The organism is Pleionea litopenaei, from assembly GCF_031198435.1.
In the GTDB taxonomy this organism is placed as follows: domain Bacteria; phylum Pseudomonadota; class Gammaproteobacteria; order Enterobacterales; family Kangiellaceae; genus Pleionea; species Pleionea litopenaei.
The window spans coordinates 435,283-453,258 of sequence record NZ_CP133548.1 but is presented as its reverse complement, the minus strand read 5'-3'; the positions used below and the strand labels follow the sequence as shown (position 1 = coordinate 453,258).

General features: G+C 44.7%; 18 protein-coding genes. All 18 read right to left on the bottom strand.

Going from position 1 to position 17,976, the window contains the following annotated elements:
• Positions 1-91: 91 nt before the first annotated feature.
• Entirely contained in the window at positions 92-1,117 is a 1,026-nt protein-coding gene (locus tag Q9312_RS01960) for an aspartate-semialdehyde dehydrogenase (RefSeq protein ID WP_309202842.1), read from the bottom strand.
• A gap of 204 nt (positions 1,118-1,321) precedes the next feature.
• Positions 1,322-1,714: a DUF2802 domain-containing protein gene (locus Q9312_RS01955; RefSeq protein WP_309202841.1), complete on the bottom strand. Its 393-nt coding sequence runs from the start codon at positions 1,712-1,714 to the stop codon at positions 1,322-1,324.
• Positions 1,715-1,723: 9 nt separating this feature from the next.
• Positions 1,724-2,227, bottom strand: coding sequence for a chemotaxis protein CheW (locus Q9312_RS01950; protein WP_309202840.1), 504 nt, complete (start codon positions 2,225-2,227; stop codon positions 1,724-1,726).
• 169 nt (positions 2,228-2,396) lie between these two features.
• Positions 2,397-3,602 carry a chemotaxis protein CheW gene (locus Q9312_RS01945; protein ID WP_309202839.1) on the bottom strand — a complete coding sequence of 402 codons (1,206 nt, stop codon included), beginning with the start codon at positions 3,600-3,602 and terminating at the stop codon, positions 2,397-2,399.
• 3 nt (positions 3,603-3,605) lie between these two features.
• Positions 3,606-4,403, bottom strand: a complete 798-nt coding sequence (locus Q9312_RS01940; RefSeq protein WP_309202838.1) for a ParA family protein — start codon at positions 4,401-4,403, stop codon at positions 3,606-3,608.
• Positions 4,404-4,410: 7 nt separating this feature from the next.
• Entirely contained in the window at positions 4,411-5,400 is a 990-nt protein-coding gene (gene motD, locus Q9312_RS01935) for a flagellar motor protein MotD (RefSeq protein ID WP_309202837.1), read from the bottom strand.
• 13 nt (positions 5,401-5,413) lie between these two features.
• Positions 5,414-6,166, bottom strand: coding sequence for a flagellar motor protein (locus Q9312_RS01930; RefSeq protein ID WP_309202836.1), 753 nt, complete (start codon positions 6,164-6,166; stop codon positions 5,414-5,416).
• Positions 6,166-7,203 (bottom strand): protein-glutamate methylesterase/protein-glutamine glutaminase, encoded by a 1,038-nt coding sequence (locus tag Q9312_RS01925; RefSeq protein ID WP_309202835.1) that lies wholly within the window; start codon positions 7,201-7,203, stop codon positions 6,166-6,168. Before Q9312_RS01925 ends, Q9312_RS01930 begins: the two co-directional genes overlap by 1 nt.
• A gap of 20 nt (positions 7,204-7,223) precedes the next feature.
• On the bottom strand, positions 7,224-9,419 hold the full coding sequence (locus Q9312_RS01920; protein ID WP_309202834.1) for a chemotaxis protein CheA: 2,196 nt from the start codon (positions 9,417-9,419) through the stop codon (positions 7,224-7,226).
• A gap of 12 nt (positions 9,420-9,431) precedes the next feature.
• Complete coding sequence (locus Q9312_RS01915; RefSeq protein ID WP_309202833.1) at positions 9,432-10,175, bottom strand: protein phosphatase CheZ; 744 nt, start codon at positions 10,173-10,175, stop codon at positions 9,432-9,434.
• Between the two features lie 12 nt (positions 10,176-10,187).
• Positions 10,188-10,565: a chemotaxis response regulator CheY gene (gene cheY / locus Q9312_RS01910; protein WP_435408363.1), complete on the bottom strand. Its 378-nt coding sequence runs from the start codon at positions 10,563-10,565 to the stop codon at positions 10,188-10,190.
• Between the two features lie 83 nt (positions 10,566-10,648).
• Complete coding sequence (locus Q9312_RS01905; protein WP_435408767.1) at positions 10,649-11,368, bottom strand: RNA polymerase sigma factor FliA; 720 nt, start codon at positions 11,366-11,368, stop codon at positions 10,649-10,651.
• Between the two features lie 46 nt (positions 11,369-11,414).
• Positions 11,415-12,290 (bottom strand): MinD/ParA family protein, encoded by an 876-nt coding sequence (locus Q9312_RS01900; RefSeq protein WP_435408361.1) that lies wholly within the window; start codon positions 12,288-12,290, stop codon positions 11,415-11,417.
• Positions 12,290-13,675 carry a flagellar biosynthesis GTPase FlhF gene (gene flhF, locus Q9312_RS01895; RefSeq protein ID WP_309202830.1) on the bottom strand — a complete coding sequence of 462 codons (1,386 nt, stop codon included), beginning with the start codon at positions 13,673-13,675 and terminating at the stop codon, positions 12,290-12,292. Before flhF ends, Q9312_RS01900 begins: the two co-directional genes overlap by 1 nt.
• Before the next feature lie 16 nt (positions 13,676-13,691).
• The gene (gene flhA / locus Q9312_RS01890; RefSeq protein ID WP_309204538.1) at positions 13,692-15,761 is read right to left on the bottom strand and encodes a flagellar biosynthesis protein FlhA; all 2,070 of its coding nucleotides are present in this window, start codon (positions 15,759-15,761) and stop codon (positions 13,692-13,694) included.
• A 33-nt stretch (positions 15,762-15,794) separates the two neighbouring features.
• Positions 15,795-16,922 carry a flagellar biosynthesis protein FlhB gene (flhB, locus tag Q9312_RS01885; RefSeq protein ID WP_309202829.1) on the bottom strand — a complete coding sequence of 376 codons (1,128 nt, stop codon included), beginning with the start codon at positions 16,920-16,922 and terminating at the stop codon, positions 15,795-15,797.
• Positions 16,923-17,702, bottom strand: a complete 780-nt coding sequence (fliR, locus tag Q9312_RS01880; RefSeq protein ID WP_309202828.1) for a flagellar biosynthetic protein FliR — start codon at positions 17,700-17,702, stop codon at positions 16,923-16,925.
• Positions 17,703-17,972 carry a flagellar biosynthesis protein FliQ gene (fliQ, locus tag Q9312_RS01875; RefSeq protein WP_309202827.1) on the bottom strand — a complete coding sequence of 90 codons (270 nt, stop codon included), beginning with the start codon at positions 17,970-17,972 and terminating at the stop codon, positions 17,703-17,705. It abuts the gene before it with no gap.
• Between the last annotated feature and the right edge of the window lie 4 nt (positions 17,973-17,976).

Below are 17,976 nucleotides of genomic sequence, written 5' to 3'. Positions count from 1 at the left end.
TGAGGTTAGTTTTTATAAAAAACAAAGAGTTAACGTTAAATGTTAACTCTTTGTTTTAAGTTTTACTAATTTAGCGTTAAATATCAGCTAGTTATAGGTAATCTCGAATTAAAAGTTCAGCAATTTGGACACTGTTTAATGCAGCCCCTTTGCGAACATTGTCTGAAACAACCCAAAGATTAAGTCCCCTATCATGAGATATATCGCGACGAATTCGCGAAACAAAGACTGGGTCTTGACCTGCCGCATGGACCGTTGGCTGAGCGTATTGATTCTCTTTTGGCTCATCCAACACCTCGACTCCAGGAGCCTCTTGAAGCCACATGCGTACATCGCTCACCTCAAAAGACTGCTTTGTTTCAATGTGTACCGCTTCTGAATGGCCATAGAAAACCGGCACACGTACGGCTGTTGGATTCACACGAATACTCTTGTCGCCCATAATTTTTTGAGTTTCCCACACCATTTTCATTTCTTCTTTGGTGTACCCATTCTCTTGAAACACATCAATGTGTGGCAACACATTAAACGCAATTTGGTGTGGATAAACCTCTATCGTCGGCGATTGACCACTTAAAAGCTGCGTTGTCTGACGGGCCAATTCATCCACGGCTTCTTTTCCTGAGCCAGATACCGCTTGATAGGTGCAAACATTAATTCGTTCAATACCTATGCGATCGGCGATAGGCTTCAATGCAACAACCATTTGAATGGTTGAGCAGTTAGGGTTAGCTATAATTCCACGGCTTGTATACTGAGCAATAGCGTCTGGGTTCACCTCAGGAACGACTAACGGTATGTCCTCATCGTAACGAAACTCGGAGGTATTATCGATAACGACACAGCCACACGCAGCTGCTTTCGGTGCATACTCTCGACTAATAGACCCGCCAGCCGAAAATAAACCAATATCAACTTTATTGAAATCGAAGTCTTTTAAGTCTTGAACTTGAATGGTTTTCCCTGCGAATGACACTTCCTCTCCCGCCGAACGCTCGCTCGCTAATAAATACAGTTCGCCAACAGGAAATTTACGCTGTTCGAGAATTTCTCGCATTACCACACCGACAGCACCGGTTGCGCCAACTATGGCCACATTATAAAGCGTCTTTTTCACCCAGTTTCCTTTTTACTTGTAAAGTTGGAATAAGCGAATTCTATCGAGAGGACAATGAGAAGTGAAATAATAAAACTTAATACCGCTAAGAATGGGTCGTGACTCAATCATCTGCATGAACATGATCTTTAACTGCGAGGACGATCGTTAGCTGCGAGGACGATCGTTAGCTGCAAGGATGATCATTAACAATGAGGATCGGTATTAGTAATTGGCTGCGCGATTATTAAGCATCTCCACCATCAGTTCGGCTTCGCCTCGAGAAATCGAGCAGCTGCTAATAACTTCCTCAATACTGACTCCCTTTTTTAGAAGCACTGCAGCTTGCTCAATGGATTTGTCAGAAGACTGAGTTTGTTTGAGGTCAACTTGAGACTGCTCTAGGTGAGCGAGGTTACTTTTAAATTTAAACAGCTTACGTCCCATCCCCAAGTTGCCGCTGATCAAAGCTTGCTGCTCTTTACGTAAAGCGATTAATTGCTTTTCAACAAGCTTAACTTGCCGTCTTGCGCCAGACCACAGAACAAACAACGCCCCTTGGCTCAGCACTAAGCCGCCAATAACCAACCACACACTGTTTTCGAACCAAACTGCCATTGCGTTTACCTAGTAATCTAAATATTCAAGCTCTTGCCACTCTTCTTCATCAAGAAGTTTGTTGAGATCAACCAAAATCAGTAGCTCCCCTTCACGATGTGTCACGCCTTGAATAAATTTAGCGCTTTCATCATTACCCACATTGGGGGCTATTTCAATTTCCGACGCCCGGAGATAAACAACCTCGGCGACAGCGTCAACGAGTATGCCGATCACTTGCTGATTAGCTTCAATGATGACAATTCGAGTTGAGTCCGTAACTTCGATAGGTGAAAGCCCAAAACGTTGACACGTATCGATAACCGTCACCACATTGCCACGCAGATTGATAATCCCTAGGACGTAATGCGGAGCACCTGGTACCGGAGCTATTTCGTTGTAGCGCAATACCTCTTGTACCTGCATCACATTAATGCCATAGGTTTCACTCGATAATCGAAAAGTCACCCACTGCAATATTTCATCATCGTCGGCAAGTTTAGCCGCCTTACTTTTCAAGTCTTCGTTACTCATGCCTCTCCTACCTATGAGCGTCAAATTTCTGGCATATAATTCACCAAAAAATGATGTAGTTACACACAGCAATATTCATTCCAAGCTTAGGTAATACTTTAAAAATAAGCAAAATTGAAATTTAATTGTGAGCTATTCTTTAATAATAGAAGCTTTTTCTTAAGTTGATTCAGTTTCTTGTTGAATTTTCAGACTTTCCTTGTCGATAAAGAAGATTTATCAAGGAGTCGACCTCAAGTAAAGCACACATATATTGGACCACCATTCCTGCAAACCAGGCTTTCTTTGTTCCTTTTTCGGACCAACGAACATCATCTAACGACATAGATTTCGCTTCACGAACGTTGGTACAAGCTAACGCCCAGCGTGTGTCATCCAATAGTATTGCGTACTTGTAATCTAATTGGTCTTTGATTTGATCATATTTTTCGGGCATCACAAACCGCGCCGTGTCGACCAACATTATGTTGCCCTGCTCGGCTGGAATTAATCCTTTAAACCAGTCGGGTGTCCCAAATAATGGCGTTATATCTTCTTCTGAGTAAGCATGTATTCCTCCGAGTTTCACCAGAGGAACCGCCAGAGGAAGCTTACCAACATCAAAAATCAGTGTTTGAAACTCGTCACCGAGCAACTGCTTCAAGCGTACTTCTTCGCGCGAGCTTAAATCAGAGAAAACCTCTTGAAGACTGATATCTTCGGTCGCCTCAGGAGTGGCAGTTTGGGCTTCTTTTAGCGGTTGCTTTAGCGCTTCAGTGGTTTGTGGCCTTGATTGCTTTGCAATATCTGGTGAAGCCGTTTTAGCCTTTATCTCCGCGGACTTCACGAGACTCTCAGGTGTTGTCTTCGTGGCTGTTTTAACGTCGGCTTTTAGCACAACTTTCTCGACGGTTTTTTCTTGTACCGCCGGCGCCGTTAATACTGGCATATTGGAAAGCAAAGACTGTACTTTACTCAGTTTTTCATCAATATCGACTTGCTCAGTAGTCAACTCACCAGCGACGTAAGACTCAACCACTGCCAAAGGCTCTTCATGCGATATCGATTTGCTCCTTCCTAAAGGACTGGACTCAGATCCGCTGTGCGCCGATAACGCATTAGTACCGGTCTGCTTTGGTTCGGCCGTTTGTTTATTGATCACTCGTGGTTGGTCATGTGATGAATGCGCAGCTTCCGGCTCCGCCTTTTCTGTGTTTGACTGAACGATCGGCTGGGTGACTTTTTCTGATAACGAAACAGCTTCTGGTAACATAGCAGAGTTCACGTTGCCATGAATGCGTTCAGAGACTTGAGCGGGCTCTTCTTCCCAGAGCATGTCTTCAATAAACTCTTGCAGAAGCGTCGCTTGCTTAGCTTGACTGTGTGGCTTTTTCATTGACTAAGCAACCTTTTCTTGATGCTCTCTTGCCTGTAATGTAGACATGAGTTTGCGATACGCATAAACCCCTCGAGCATCGGGATAAAGAAAGTTCGCACTTTGATGTTGTTTACTCGCATCTCGAAACTTTGTATCGACTGGAATCACTTTTTCCCATAAGTGCATTCCAAATTCATCACGCATATTACGCAAGGTGGCAATCGAGGCTTTGGTACGACGATCAAACATCGTCGGCACAATAAGATACTCGATTGAATGACGCTGAGCTTTAGTGACCATATTGATGGTTTGCATCATGCGCTCTAGGCCTTTGAGCGCTAAAAATTCAGTTTGAACAGGAACCACCAGCTGCTCTCCTGCAGCTAATGCATTGACAAGCAGCACACCAAGTACTGGAGGACAATCAAACAGCATGTAATCAAATTGGTCTTGTAGTGCGTCTCTGAGGTGTTTTAATACTAACCCCATGCCGGGTTTTTGACTGAACTTTCTATCGAGTGTTGCTAAAGCAATTGACGAGCCGATTAGATGTAACCCCTCATGTTGAGTAGGTAAGATCACATGCTCAGGTAGATCACTTGCTTGTTTAACATCGGCCTCAAAAATATCAAACAAGTTCGCGGCCAGTGCATCGGGATCGTATCCATAGTAACTGGTTAATGAAGAGTGAGGATCACAATCAACCATTAATACTCGAGCACCAGACTCTGCCAGCAAGCCGCCCAATGTCGCCACACTGGTCGTTTTACCAACACCGCCTTTTTGATTCGCAATGGTCCAAACCTTCAAAATACTCACCTAATTGTTAATTGTCTTTCTGTTGCTCTGAGTCTTTCGGCACTTTTTTGCCGCGAATAAGCAATCCGCCGCCGGGTAGCCGAACAACTTCATAGGTTCCCTGCTTTGACTCCTCTTCCCTTTTTTGAGCTTCTACGTTGTTTTGAGCGCCTTGAGCTTGCGGATCACTAGGCACAATCTCTTTGCCTTTATCGGCAAGTTTCTGTTGCGACTTAAGTTTTTCTTGGTCTTCAAGCTCGTAGCGAGAAATGGCAATGGTTACTCGCCGGTTTTTCGCTCGTCCTTCTGCGGTTGCATTACTCTCTAATGGTTGGAACTCACCAAAGCCAAGCGCTTGCAACCTTTGCGGAGGGATAGCTAACCTTTGCAACAACCGTACCACCGCAACTGCTCTACCTGCAGAAAGCGCCCAGTTTGATCGGAATTGTTCCGTTTCAATTGGAATGTTATCGGTGTGTCCACGAACACTCACGATTTGTTTGTTGTTACGCAGCGTCTTAGCGATTTCTTCGATTACCACTTGCGCACTTTGGGTGAGTCGATCACTGCCGCTCTCAAATAAAATCGCACTACTCAAGTCTATTTCAAGCCAGTTTTTTGTGCGCTTAATGCTGACTAAATCGGCTTTTATTAGCTCCGATAACTGCTGATTCAACGCAGTTTCTATTCGATCAAACTCTTCGCTACTCAGATAATTTTCTTCGATTGGCTCGTCCTTCGCACCTCCCTCTTTATTTCTAGTTATAGGAAGTGGTTGATCCGGCATTGTCTTAGAACGATTAATATCACCTTCTTGAATTGGCAGACGACTTTTTTCAGGCGAGTCAAATGCAGATAAAAGTGATTGAGAAAGTATTCGATATTTGCCTTGGTTAATTTGCGAAATTGAGTACATGACGACAAAGAAAGCAAACAACAAAGTTATGAAGTCAGCATAAGAAACTAGCCAACGATCGGTATTTTCATCTTCTTCTTCAACCTGTGATTTTCGTAACATTGTTGGCTTCCCACTAGTGGCCGTACTCAGGGTTGAACCCTTGCAACCGCCCTTCTATTATCTTGGGATTTTCACCTTCAGCGATTAGAACAATGCCTTCAATGTACATCTCTCGATACAAACTTTGCGCTTGAACGATGGTTTTTAATTTATTTGCAATAGGCAAGAACATTAAATTAGCCGCTCCCACACCGTAAATCGTTGCGACAAAAGCGGTTGCAATACCTGCCCCCAATTGCGAAGGATCGGAGAGGTTTCCCATGACTTGAATAAGCCCTAATACTGCGCCAACGATTCCCATGGTCGGAGCGTAGCCTCCTAAAGAGGAATAAAACTTTACCGCTTGCAATGCTTGCTTTTCTGAAGCTTCTAGTTCAATCAGTAAAGATTCTCGAATCTTTTCTGGTTCTGATCCATCGATTAGCAGTATCAAGCCTTTTCTTTGAAAGGGATCTTGCTGCAAATCAATGTCATCTTCTAACCCTAAAAGCCCTGATTTGCGAGCCTTCACACTCCAATTAACCATTTTTTCTATCGCTTGCTCTGGCGCAAGTTTTGGAGAAATAAAGCTCCACGAAAACATTTTTAATGAACGTTTCAAAGTCGCAAAATTTGTTTGAATAAGAACAGCACCGAACGTTCCACCAAAAACGATCACTGCAGCCGGAAAATTCAACAGGGAATCGATCGAGCCTCCCTCTAAAAATTGCCCACCGAAAATAGCAACTACTGCAAATAAGAGACCGACAAAGGTTAAGCTATCCATCAAGTAATTACCTGTAATACCGAATCAGCAATAGAATCGATATTTAACTCCAAATCTGAGTAACCTGCTTTGGCAACCGACATTGGCATGCCATAGACAACACAAGACGCTTGATCTTGAGTCCAAACCGAGGCACCTGCTTGCTTTAAGATACGCGAGCCCTCTCGACCATCGGCCCCCATTCCGGTTAAAACAATCGCTAAACTATCTCGCCCATAAACTTTTGCTACCGAGGCAAAGGTTATGTCAACGCAAGGCGCGTATTGCAGCCGAGCGTCGGTTGGCTTAACACGAATTTTGGCCTGATTGGCGCTTCCCTCGACCAACATCTGTTGTCCACCAGGAGCAATGTAAACCGTTCCTGCACGACAGGGCGTACCGTCTTGTGCCTCGACGACGGTTACCTGACTCAAGCTGTTTAATCGCTGAGCGAAAGCGCCCGTAAAGGTACCTGGCATATGCTGAGTGATAATTATCGGTACTGGAAAATTGCTTGGCAAGGCGGTAATTATTTTTTGAATGGCAACAGGCCCCCCAGTCGAAGATCCTATTGCAACAATTTTGTAGCGACCCGTTTGTGGCGTTCTAATCGGTGCTGCAGGTTTTGGTGCTGGCGCGACCGTTCTTATTTTAGCCTTCGCAGCTCCCAACTCTTTTACTTTCTCTCTTAGTTGTGAAGCTAACTGGCCGCTCGCTTGCGAGATGCCTTCATAGCTTTTCAACATAAAATCCGCAGCACCAGCATCGAGTGCATCAAGCGTTAACTTGGCGCCTTCATAGGTCAGTGATGACAACATCAAAGCCCGAGTGTTAGGACTAATTTTTATGATTTGTTTTAACGCAGTAATGCCATCCATTACCGGCATTTCTACATCTAATGTAATCACATCTGGTTGTAGCTGTTGAACTTTCTGAATGGCTTCTTGACCATTATTGGCAATGCCGACCACTTTTAACATAGGATCAGCACTTAAAATCTGGGCTACCCGACGACAGAAAAAATTAGAATCGTCTACGACCAGAACTTTTACTGTCACTCACTCACTCCTTAAGCGACTTAAGAGCGCTTAGCGTAATGTTTTAGAAGACTGGGAACGTCTAATATTAATGCTATGCCGCCATCGCTGGTAATGGTTGCACCAGCCATACCTGGAGTACCTTGCAACGACTTTCCAAGCGGTTTGATGACCACTTCTTCTTGACCAATCAACGCATCAACCACGAACCCGACTTTATGAGTTCCGACTTGTACAATGACCACGTGTCCTGCTTTTGGCTTGTCAGGAGAGATAGCCGTGATTGATAACCAACGGTCGAGGTAGAAAAGAGGTAGAGCTTTCTCCCTTACGATTACAGTTTCTTGTCCATCAACAACGTTAGTTTTAGTTAAGTCTAAGTGAAAAATTTCATTCACACTCGCCAACGGCAAAGCGAAAACTTGCTCTCCAACGGTAACCATCAAAGTAGGTAAAATTGCGAGCGTCAGCGGAACCTTGATAAGAATTTTAGTCCCTTTACCCATCTCTGAGTCAATGGTTAAGCTACCGTTTAACTGAGTGATTTTGGTTTTAACAACATCCATGCCAACGCCTCTACCCGAGACATCAGAGATCTCTTCTTTGGTTGAGAACCCAGCCATAAATATTAAATTAAAACATTCTGTATCGTTTAACCGCTCAGCCTGATCTGAATCCATTAATCCTTTTTCAACGGCTTTTTTGCGTAATGCATTGGGATCCATACCTTTACCATCGTCTTCAATGGCCAACAGAATATGGTCACCTTCTTGCGCTGCAGATAAAACAATTTTTCCAGTTCTAGGCTTGCCCGCTGCAACGCGATCCTCTGGACTTTCAACTCCGTGATCGACCGAGTTTCGAACCAAATGCACTAACGGATCGGCAAGTGCTTCAACTAGGTTTTTATCAAGATCAGTTTCTTCACCGACAAGATTTAAAGAGATTTCTTTCTTAAGACTTCGCGCTAAATCGCGGACGACTCGAGGGAAGCGACCGAACACTTTCTTGATCGGCTGCATTCGAGTTTTCATTACTGAGCCTTGCAAATCGGAAGTGACTACATCCAAAGTTGCAACCGCTTTATTCAACGCTTCATCTTGATAATTTTGACCAAGCATTTTTAAGCGATTTCGCGCCAAAACCAGCTCACCAACCATATTCATTATGTCATCAAGACGAGCCGTATCTACGCGTACTGTCGACTCTGCGGTTACATTTGTGGGCTTAGCCACAGCTTTTGCTGCTTGAGAACCCTCAGACGATGGAGCCGGTTGCGGTTTGGCAGGACTGGCGGGAGCACTAGCTTTTGGAGCAGGCGCTTTCTGGGCCGGTTGCTTTGGCGATGGTTTTGGAGCTGCTTTTGGCGGCTCATTTTTAGTTTCATTCTTAGGAGGAGAAGCTTTTACAGGTTCCGCTGGAGCCGCATTTGATGCGGCGTTGTTTGCACCAGGCCCTTGGCCTGCCCCATGAATTTGATCCAGTAACGCTTCAAACTCATCGTCGGTAATAGCATCATCAGATCCGCTGGGTGCTGGTGCGCTTGGCGCTTCAGCGCCAGCGCTCACCGAACCACCTTTACCGTGCAGCTCGTCTAATAACGCTTCGAATTCATCATCACTGATCTCATCGCTATTCGATGAAGGTTCAGGTGCAGCCGCCTTCGGCGGTTCCACAGGACTGGGTGAAAACGAACCACTGCCATGAATCTCGTCAAGCAACGCCTCAAATTCATCATCACTGATCTCATCACTACTGGCACCGCCGCTACTCGCGACCGGTTCTTCAAATACCTCTTCAACCGGTTCGGGTTCGGGTTCTGGTTCAGTAGCAACTGCCCCGCCACTATCTGGGTGGGCAAACTCTTCAAGCTGTTGCAGTAGTTCTGCGGAGGCAGAACTGGGTTCTTGACCCGCCTTCACTTCGTCAAACATGACATTAACAGCGTCGAGCGCTTGCAGAACTGAATCCATCAAATCAGAGTTAGCAACGCGACTGCCATTTCTTAATATATCGAAAATGTTCTCAGTAATATGGCAAACTTCAACCATTGCAGTTAGGTTTAAAAACCCCGCTCCGCCTTTGACGGTATGGAACCCTCGAAATATGGCGTTTAATAAATCCATATCTTGAGGATCATTTTCTAATTGAACAAGCTGCTCTGACAGTGTTTCAAGTATCTCACCGGCTTCGATCAAAAAGTCTTGTAATATTTCTTCGTCGGCATCGATGGCCATTAAGCAGCTCCTCTAAAAACCTAAGCTGGAAAGTAAATCGTCGACGTCGTCTTGACTGGTCAAAACATCATCTCTACTTTGATCGATAATTGGGCCTTCGGCACCTTTTACTGGTTTAGTTTCTGTTTGCGCCCGTTGATAATCTTCAACTCGACCAAACATCTTAATCAAGGCAACGAGGTTTTCTTCAACATCTTGTACCAAGGTGATAACTTTTCGAATCACTTGCCCGGTTAAATCTTGGTAATCTTGCGCAACCAGTACATCGGTCAGCAATGCGCTCAAACTATTTGAATCGTTACCAACCGATTTTAAGAATTCTTCTACTCGCGAAGCTAACTCGCGAAATTCCCCGGGTTTAAGCTCTCTTCGGTAGAGTCGCTCCCAATCATTCAATAGGCTTTCAGCGGTATTGCGAATATTCTCAGAGATAGGCAGACACTGCTCGACTGAGTCCATCGTTTTATTTGCTGCGTTCTCAGTCGTCGTAATAACATAGTTTAAACGGTCTTTTGCATCTGGAATTTCGTGAGCTGCAAGACCGGCAATTTTATCGTCCAATTGAAAGTTAGAGAGTGCTTCGTGCAATTGGCGAGTGAGTTTTCCAACTTCACAGAATAAGCTGGCTTCACGAATCTGTGATAGACCGTCTATGGTTTCTCGAGCGGCTTGTACATTTCCTTCTTCAAGGCATTTGATTAAATGCTTAGCCTGCTCAATGGTAACGTCGGCCATCAGTTTGTCTTGAGTTTCCATTCTGAGGCTCCGTTAGTTTCCGTCGATTCGTTCAAAAATCTTATCGATCTTCTCTTTCAAAGTACCTGCCGTGAAGGGTTTAACAATGTATCCGTTGACGCCGGCTTGTGCCGCCTCGACAATCTGCTCACGTTTTGCCTCAGCAGTGACCATAAGCACTGGAAGATCTTTCAATGCCGGATCGGCACGAACATTCTTCAGCAGGTCGATCCCTTGCATTCCTGGCATATTCCAGTCAGTGACTAGAAAATCAAAATCGCCAGACTGAAGCATGGGTAAAGCAGTTTGGCCATCGTCAGCCTCTGCCGTATTGGTAAATCCTAAATCCCTCAGCAGGTTTTTAACGATGCGCCTCATGGTCGAAAAATCATCAACTATGAGAATTTTCATGTTCTTATCCAAGGAAAAAACCTCCCCTATAATAGGTTTTCATAAATGCTGAGATTACTTTACATAAAGTTAGTCAAAATTATCTATTTACGCCAATCTCTTAAACGACTTTGTAACCTAATCATAGCTTGACTGTTGATTTGGCTAATTCGGGACTCACTTACCCCCATCACCTCTCCAATTTCTTTAAGATTAAGCTCTTCATCGTAGTACAAAGCTAAAACTAAGCGCTCTCGCTCTGGAAGACCGCCGATAGCGGTCGCCAAGCAAGATTTAAAGTCTGCAGATTGCAAATCGTCGAATGGGTTTTCGGTGGCGTCTGAATGGCTCAATCCTTCACTAAAATGATCTTCAGACAATCCAAGGTCATCAAAGTCGAGCATATGGCCATTGGACGTCTCCATTAGCATAACTCGGTAGTCTTCAACCGCCACACCTAAGGCTTCGGCAACCTCTGTATCGCGAGCATCTCGCCCTGTTTTTTGTTCTATTTCGGCGATTTTCTCGGCTATTCGCCGAGTATTGCGATGAACTGACCGTGGTACCCAGTCACCACGACGAATCTCATCGATCATAGCTCCGCGAATTCGAATACCTGCGAAGGTTTCAAAACTTGCGCCTTTGGTTGCATCAAAGTTTCTGGAAGCTTCTAAAAGGCCAATCATCCCCGCTTGCATAAGGTCTTCTACTTGCACACTAGAAGGCAGTCGCGACATCAAATGATGTGCGATCCTCTTAACCAGCGGTGCGTATTGAGTAATTACGTCTTGTTGTTGCGCACCAGCCTTTTTGTAAGCATCAATTCGAGACACGTTCAATCCTCAGCGGTTGTTCAAATCAGATAACTCCTTATTGGACTAACCGTTCCATAAAAAACTCAATGTGTCCACTAGCATTCATTGGAATGGGCCAATTTTCTACTTTTTTACCAAGCGCCTTAATCGCAACCGACGCTGGAGAGCGAGGAAATAAGTCAATAATCGGCTTTTGCTTTTTAATCGCTCGTCGAACATTTTCATCGAAAGGCACAGACCCCACATACTCCAACATCACATTAAGAAACTTATCGGTAACTTTGCTCAACTTAGCAAATATTTCGCGACCTTCTTGCGGCGTACGCACCATATTTGCAACAATTTTAAAGCGTTCAATATTATGATCTCGGTGCAATACTTTCATCAGAGCGTAAGCATCAGTTATCGAGGTAGGCTCATCACATACAACGAGTAGTACATCTTGAGCGGCTCGCGTAAACGACAAAACGTTGTCGGTAATTCCAGCTGAAGTATCAACTAATAAATAATCTAAGTTTTGACCAATATCACTGAATGCGCGAATAATCCCAGCATGCTCTGCACTCGATAACTCAGCCATTTTCTGCATCCCAGACGAGGCAGGAATTATTTGTAGACCTGATGAGTCAGTGATAACAATGTCATTCAATTCGCATTCACCTGCCAGAACGTGTTGAAGGTTTCGTCTTACTTTTAGCCCCAACATCACGTCGACATTGGCAAGCCCTAAGTCAGCATCCAATAACATGACATGGCGCCCCTGCTGGCTCAAATAAAGCGCTAAGTTGACAGAAATATTGGTTTTACCAACGCCGCCTTTACCTCCGGTAATTGCAATAACTTTAACTGGCTTAGTTGACCCCATATAACGTAACCCTGCTGCTTGATCAGAAAGTGAGTGCAACGCACTCGTTGGTTGATTGGTTAACACTAGCGCGTTCCTGTGGCTCGGTTCGGTTTTTGAGTTTGCTCACTCGCTGAAGAGCTATGTCGATGTCTGGTCACCCAGACCATTTTAGACACCAAGTGATGGGCTCGTGCAATTCTTATATCTTCAGGCACTCGCTGACCATCGGTTGTGTAGGTGACCTTCAGCCTGTGTTTTATTATAGTAGAAATTATTTCACCTAAGCTGGCAGCTTCATCAATTTTTGTGACAATACAGCCCTGTGGAGCAAAACGTGAAAATAAACTGATCGACTCTTTAAGTACCGGGGCTTGAGAGGTTGCCGATAAGACTAAATAATTTCTAATTTTAACTGTATCATTAGATAATACCTGCATAAGTTGCTGCATCCGCTCGTCATAATGACTCATTCCCGCTGTATCGATTAACACGAGTTTCTTTTCAGAAAAATGATACAACGCTTCTCGAAAGCTCGCTTCATCATTCACGGCTCGAACTGGAATTTGTAAAATTCGACCATACGTCTTAATTTGTTCGTGAGCGGCAATTCGGTAACTATCTGTTGTGATCAAGGCAACACTGTCAGCCCCATCTTTCAAGACTTGCTTAGCGGCAAGCTTGGCGATTGTTGTTGTCTTACCGACACCGGTCGGCCCGACTAATGCAACGACCCCTCCTCGCTTGATAATATCGTCATCGGCGACCAAGATGTCTTTCGCCGTTAACGCTAACGCTTTTTGCCAAGCACTGTCGAACGATGAGTCTTGCTCGCACTGTTGCACGACTTTCTGTAAATAGTCGCGAGACAAACCAAGCTCTTCTAACGCTGACTCTAAAGCGACACCAATAGGAGACTCTTGCGAGCGCTTATCGTTTGCAAGTTTTGCAACCTGTTGCTGCAGCATCGTACGCAACAAATTCAGCTCTTCGCGCATAGCAACCAACGTTGGTTCTTGACTCCACTCAATTTGATGCAATGCAGGATAAGCAGGCTCATTGGCAGCTGTCTCTGAACGGTTGTCATTGGGGCTTGAATAAGCTGGAAAGCGTTCTTCGTCTCGATACTCTCTATGCTCAGGCGCTCTATGCTCAGGCGCTCTTTGACTCGGTTTATCGGCTCGTGCAGGTGAGCGGCTAGTTGACGGTTCAACGTCTCCACGGTGTTGCCGTTGTTGCGCGGCTTGAATAAATGCCTCGGTTGACGAATGTTCTTGAGTGCTCGGTGTTGGCGCAGGTGATGAAGCTTGTTGATTGTACAATAGAGCTTCTTCGTAATCGGTTGCGGCTACAACCTCAACACCACCATTAACTCGTTGACTGGATAATATTGCCGCGTCTGCGCCCAGTTCTTTGGACACACTGTTCAGCGCAGAACGCATATCTTTTGCGAAAAATCGTCTAATTTTCATAATGTTGCATCACCATTTATTGCCCTACTGTCGCAACCACACGAACCTGTTTGTTATCTGGAATTTCTTGGTAACTCAAAACATGCAGTCCAGGAATTCCAAATCGTGCAAAATGTGCGAGACTGCTTCTCAGTCCCGGTGATGTCAGTAATATTGGCGCTTTTCCGGTTGCTTCTTGCTGATCAGCAGCTTCTTTCAATGACTGTTGGAGCTTCTCTGCTAACCCAGGCTCAATATTGACATTCTCATCCGCACTGGACTGTAGCGACTGATGCAATATTTGTTCCAGATTTGGGTCTAAGGTAATAACCGACAATTCTTGATCTAACCCATTGATATTCTGAATAATTAATCGACTTAACGCGATCCTGACCGCAGCGGTTAGAACGCCGGGATCTTGACTACGGCTCCCATACTCCGCCAAAGTTTCGGCGATGGTGCGCATATCGCGAATGGGCACCTGCTCCAATAACAAGTTTTGCAGCACTTTCACCACCACCCCAAGGGGTAAAGTATCAGGAACTAAGCTCTCGACGAGTTTCGGAGCAGATTTGCCCAATTTATTTAATAAATGCTCAACTTCTTCGTGCCCCAATAATTCATTGGCGTGCGTTTGAACCAGTTGACTCAAATGCGTCGCGACAACGGTACTTGCATCAACAACGGTGTACCCCATGGACTGGGCTTGCTCTTTTTGGCCAGGCTCGATCCATACGGCATCAAGACCAAAAGCAGGATCTTTGGTCGGTATGCCTTCGATTTCTCCAAATACTTGGCCTGGATTAATCGCCATTTCACGATCAGGACGTATCTCAGCCTCTCCCACAGCAACGCCCATTAAGGTGATCCGATAGGCATTCGGCGACAAATCTAAGTTGTCTCTAATGTGCACAGGTGAGACAAGAAAACCAAGCTCTTGAGACAGCTTTTTACGAACGCCCTTCACTCTTCCCATGAGTTTTCCATCTTGCGACTGATCAACCAATGGAATCAATCGATAGCCAACTTCTAAGCCGATAGGATCAACCGGCGGAACGTCATCCCACGACAATTCTTTCAGCTGCGGTTCTTTCGACTCAACCACTTTTTCTTGTCGCTCTTGTTCTATTGCCTCATCTTCAGCTTTTTGCTTTTTCTTTTGTTCCAATAAGTAAGCAACACCCGCGGTAACTGACGCTAAAAAGAGAAAAGCAACATGGGGCATGCCCGGAATAATCCCCATCACAAATAAAATCGCTGCCGTAATCCATAACGCTTTCGGTTTAGTAAACAATTCGCCGACCACTTGAGTTCCCATGTCGTTTGACGAATTTTGTCTGGTAACCATAATGGCTGCGCCAGTCGATAATAATAACGAAGGAATTTGCGCAACTAATCCATCACCAATGGTCAGTAGTGCATAAAATTGCATGGCCGTACCAAAATCTAAACCGTGCTGGCCCATACCAACGGCAACACCGCCTAAAATATTGATCAGCAGAATTAACAACCCAGCAACCGCATCTCCTCTAACAAATTTTGAGGCACCGTCCATTGCACCATAAAAATCAGCTTCTTTAGCTACGTCTGCCCGGCGATCGCGAGCCTCTTCTTGCGTCAAGATCCCAGCGTTTAAATCAGCATCAATGGCCATCTGCTTTCCTGGCATGGCGTCTAATGTAAATCGTGCACTTACCTCAGAAATTCGCCCCGCACCCTTAGTAACCACTACAAAGTTAATGATTACCAGTATCGCAAATACCACCAAACCCACAGCGTAGTTGCCACCCACAACAACGGCTCCAAAGGACTCGATGACCGATCCCGCGGCGCCGGGTCCAGTATGCCCCTCTAATAACACCACGCGAGTTGACGCAACATTTAAAGCAAGTCGCAGTAACGTAGCAACAAGCAGTACCGTAGGAAACGCCGCAAACTCCAATGGTCGCAGCGTATACACCGTCGCCAGTAAGACCAACAATGCGAGAGTAATATTAAACGTGAAAAACATATCCAACATTAAAGGAGGAAGCGGCAAGGTCATCATTGCCAAAATCATCAATACAAGTATTGGTGTTCCAGCGCCACTGACTGAGAAAAACTTCATTCTATTTTGGGTTGCTTCAGCCACAGTCCACTCCTAATATTTCATCGAGTCGGGAATTGGAAATTCATTGATGGTTTTAGGACGTTTAGCACGGCCTTTCTTATATTCATGCAGCTGCATCACGTAGGCAAGCACCTGCGCCACAGCGAGATAAAGTTCTTGCGGTATTTCTTGGTCGAGTTTCGTAGTATGAAATAACGCTCGTGCCAATGGAGGCGCTTCCATAATGACCACATCGTGGGCTTTGGCGACTTTACGAATATTGAATGCAATTTGATCGGCACCTTTAGCCACGACTACCGGCGCACCACCTGCTAACTGATCATACTTTAACGCGACTGAGAAATGCTCAGGGTTGGTAACAACAACGTCAGCATCCGGCACTGCTTCCATCATTCTACGGTGAGCAAGTTCACGTTGTGTTTGTCGAATTTTCCCTTTTACCTCGGGCTTCCCTTCAGTCTCTTTGTACTCGTCTTTTATTTCTTGCTTGGTCATTTTTAACTGTTTCGCGTGATTCCACATTTGAAATGGCACATCAATCATGGCGATCAAAATTAACGGTGCAGAAACCATCAATAACGCAGCCAAAATATAATTAATTGCACTGACCACTTCTCGCTCAGGCGTTGAACGACCTAACATAAAATAATTCAAAATATTCGACTCAATCACCCAATAAGAAAAAGCGGCGATTAATGCGAATTTTCCGATTGCTTTCGCTAGCTCCATTGCTGCATTGGTTCCAAACATACGTTTAAATCCAGACATCGGCGACATACGATTACCCTTAGGTGCGATGGCTTCTGCACTTACTGACATTCCACCAAGCAACATTGGAGCAAACAGTGACACTAAAAACACGGCCACAAAAAAGACTATCAGTGAAGAGAAAACAGCCAACATACTTTCACCAAGCGCATAAAACATAAACTTTGTATCGAATATTTTTGAGCGGTCTAATGAGAGCGTTAACTTCCGAATAGAGTCAAAACCTTTTGCGATCTCAGAAGATGACATCATTAATGCTAACGGACTTGTCAACAAAACCAATGCGGTCGTCAACTCTTTCGATCGAGGAACTTGCCCACGCTCTTTCGCTTTTTGGAGTCGCCTGGGCGTGGCCTCTTCGGAACGTTCTCCACTATCATTCTCGGCCATCTAACACTCCGTGAATAACAGTTCACAAGCTAGAGATTGCCCCTGCTCAATCTGAGCAATAAAGTGAGGCAAGAAGCTTTTTAATAAAAACCAGATTATCGTCATACCGACGACGGTCATGATCGGGAAACCCACTGCAAAAATGTTAAGCTGTGGAGCGGATCGCGTCATAACACCCAAGCTTAAATTCATTACGAGCAAAGCAACAATCGCTGACAACACCATCATAAAAGCAGTAGAAAACATCAGTGACGTCCACTCTATCAATCTATTCAGGTTGATAAAGAAGTACTCAGATTCGTTGATTGGCAATGTTTCAAAGCTCATAACTATTATTTCGATTAATTTTAAGTGTCCATCAATGGCTAGAAAAATAAGTGTCGCCATCATTACAAACATTTGACCAAGCGTCGGAACACTGACGCCGGTATTCTGATCAACTAATGAAGCAAAACCCAGGCCAGTTTGCATCGCAATGACTTGTCCGGCGACCACAAAGGTCTCGAACACAATACGAGAAATAAAACCAATAGCGACACCGATCAGTGTCTGTAGAACAATATGGAAAACCGCTGATAAGCTGAATAAATCGACTGCAAAACTTGCTTTAATCATCGGTGCTGCAACCACGGTGATGGTTAGTGCTAGAAAAAGTCTAACTCGAGGATTAACCGCACGAGTGCCAATAATCACCATTGCCATGAGCATTCCAGAAATTCGGCAAAAAGATAAAATATACTGTGCTAACCAGTCATTGATAGCTGCGAATTCAACGACCATTTATCCAATCAGCTCAGGAATACTGTTGTAAAGTGTGGTAGCAAACTCCACTAAGTTGCCTACCATCCAGTGCCCAAGAAATGACAGCGTCAATAATGTGACGAGTAAACGGGGTAAGAAGGTTAACGTTTGTTCATTAATACTGGTTGCCGCTTGGAATATAGCAATGATTAACCCGATCACTAGCCCTGGCAATAAAATAAAACCTGCCAGTAAAATCACTAAACCAAATGCCTGACTAAAAACATCAACAACAATTTCTGGAGTCATCTCG

Coding starts and splice junctions, on each gene's coding strand:
- Q9312_RS01955 (WP_309202841.1), bottom strand. CDS start 1,714: ATGGCAGTTTGGTTCGAAAACAGTGTGTGGTTGGTTATTGGCGGCTTA.
- Q9312_RS01950 (WP_309202840.1), bottom strand. CDS start 2,227: ATGAGTAACGAAGACTTGAAAAGTAAGGCGGCTAAACTTGCCGACGAT.
- Q9312_RS01945 (WP_309202839.1), bottom strand. CDS start 3,602: ATGAAAAAGCCACACAGTCAAGCTAAGCAAGCGACGCTTCTGCAAGAG.
- motD (WP_309202837.1), bottom strand. CDS start 5,400: ATGTTACGAAAATCACAGGTTGAAGAAGAAGATGAAAATACCGATCGT.
- Q9312_RS01930 (WP_309202836.1), bottom strand. CDS start 6,166: ATGGATAGCTTAACCTTTGTCGGTCTCTTATTTGCAGTAGTTGCTATT.
- Q9312_RS01920 (WP_309202834.1), bottom strand. CDS start 9,419: ATGGCCATCGATGCCGACGAAGAAATATTACAAGACTTTTTGATCGAA.
- Q9312_RS01915 (WP_309202833.1), bottom strand. CDS start 10,175: ATGGAAACTCAAGACAAACTGATGGCCGACGTTACCATTGAGCAGGCT.
- cheY (WP_435408363.1), bottom strand. CDS start 10,565: ATGAAAATTCTCATAGTTGATGATTTTTCGACCATGAGGCGCATCGTT.
- flhF (WP_309202830.1), bottom strand. CDS start 13,675: ATGAAAATTAGACGATTTTTCGCAAAAGATATGCGTTCTGCGCTGAAC.
- flhA (WP_309204538.1), bottom strand. CDS start 15,761: ATGAAGTTTTTCTCAGTCAGTGGCGCTGGAACACCAATACTTGTATTG.
- flhB (WP_309202829.1), bottom strand. CDS start 16,922: ATGGCCGAGAATGATAGTGGAGAACGTTCCGAAGAGGCCACGCCCAGG.
- fliR (WP_309202828.1), bottom strand. CDS start 17,702: ATGGTCGTTGAATTCGCAGCTATCAATGACTGGTTAGCACAGTATATT.
- fliQ (WP_309202827.1), bottom strand. CDS start 17,972: ATGACTCCAGAAATTGTTGTTGATGTTTTTAGTCAGGCATTTGGTTTA.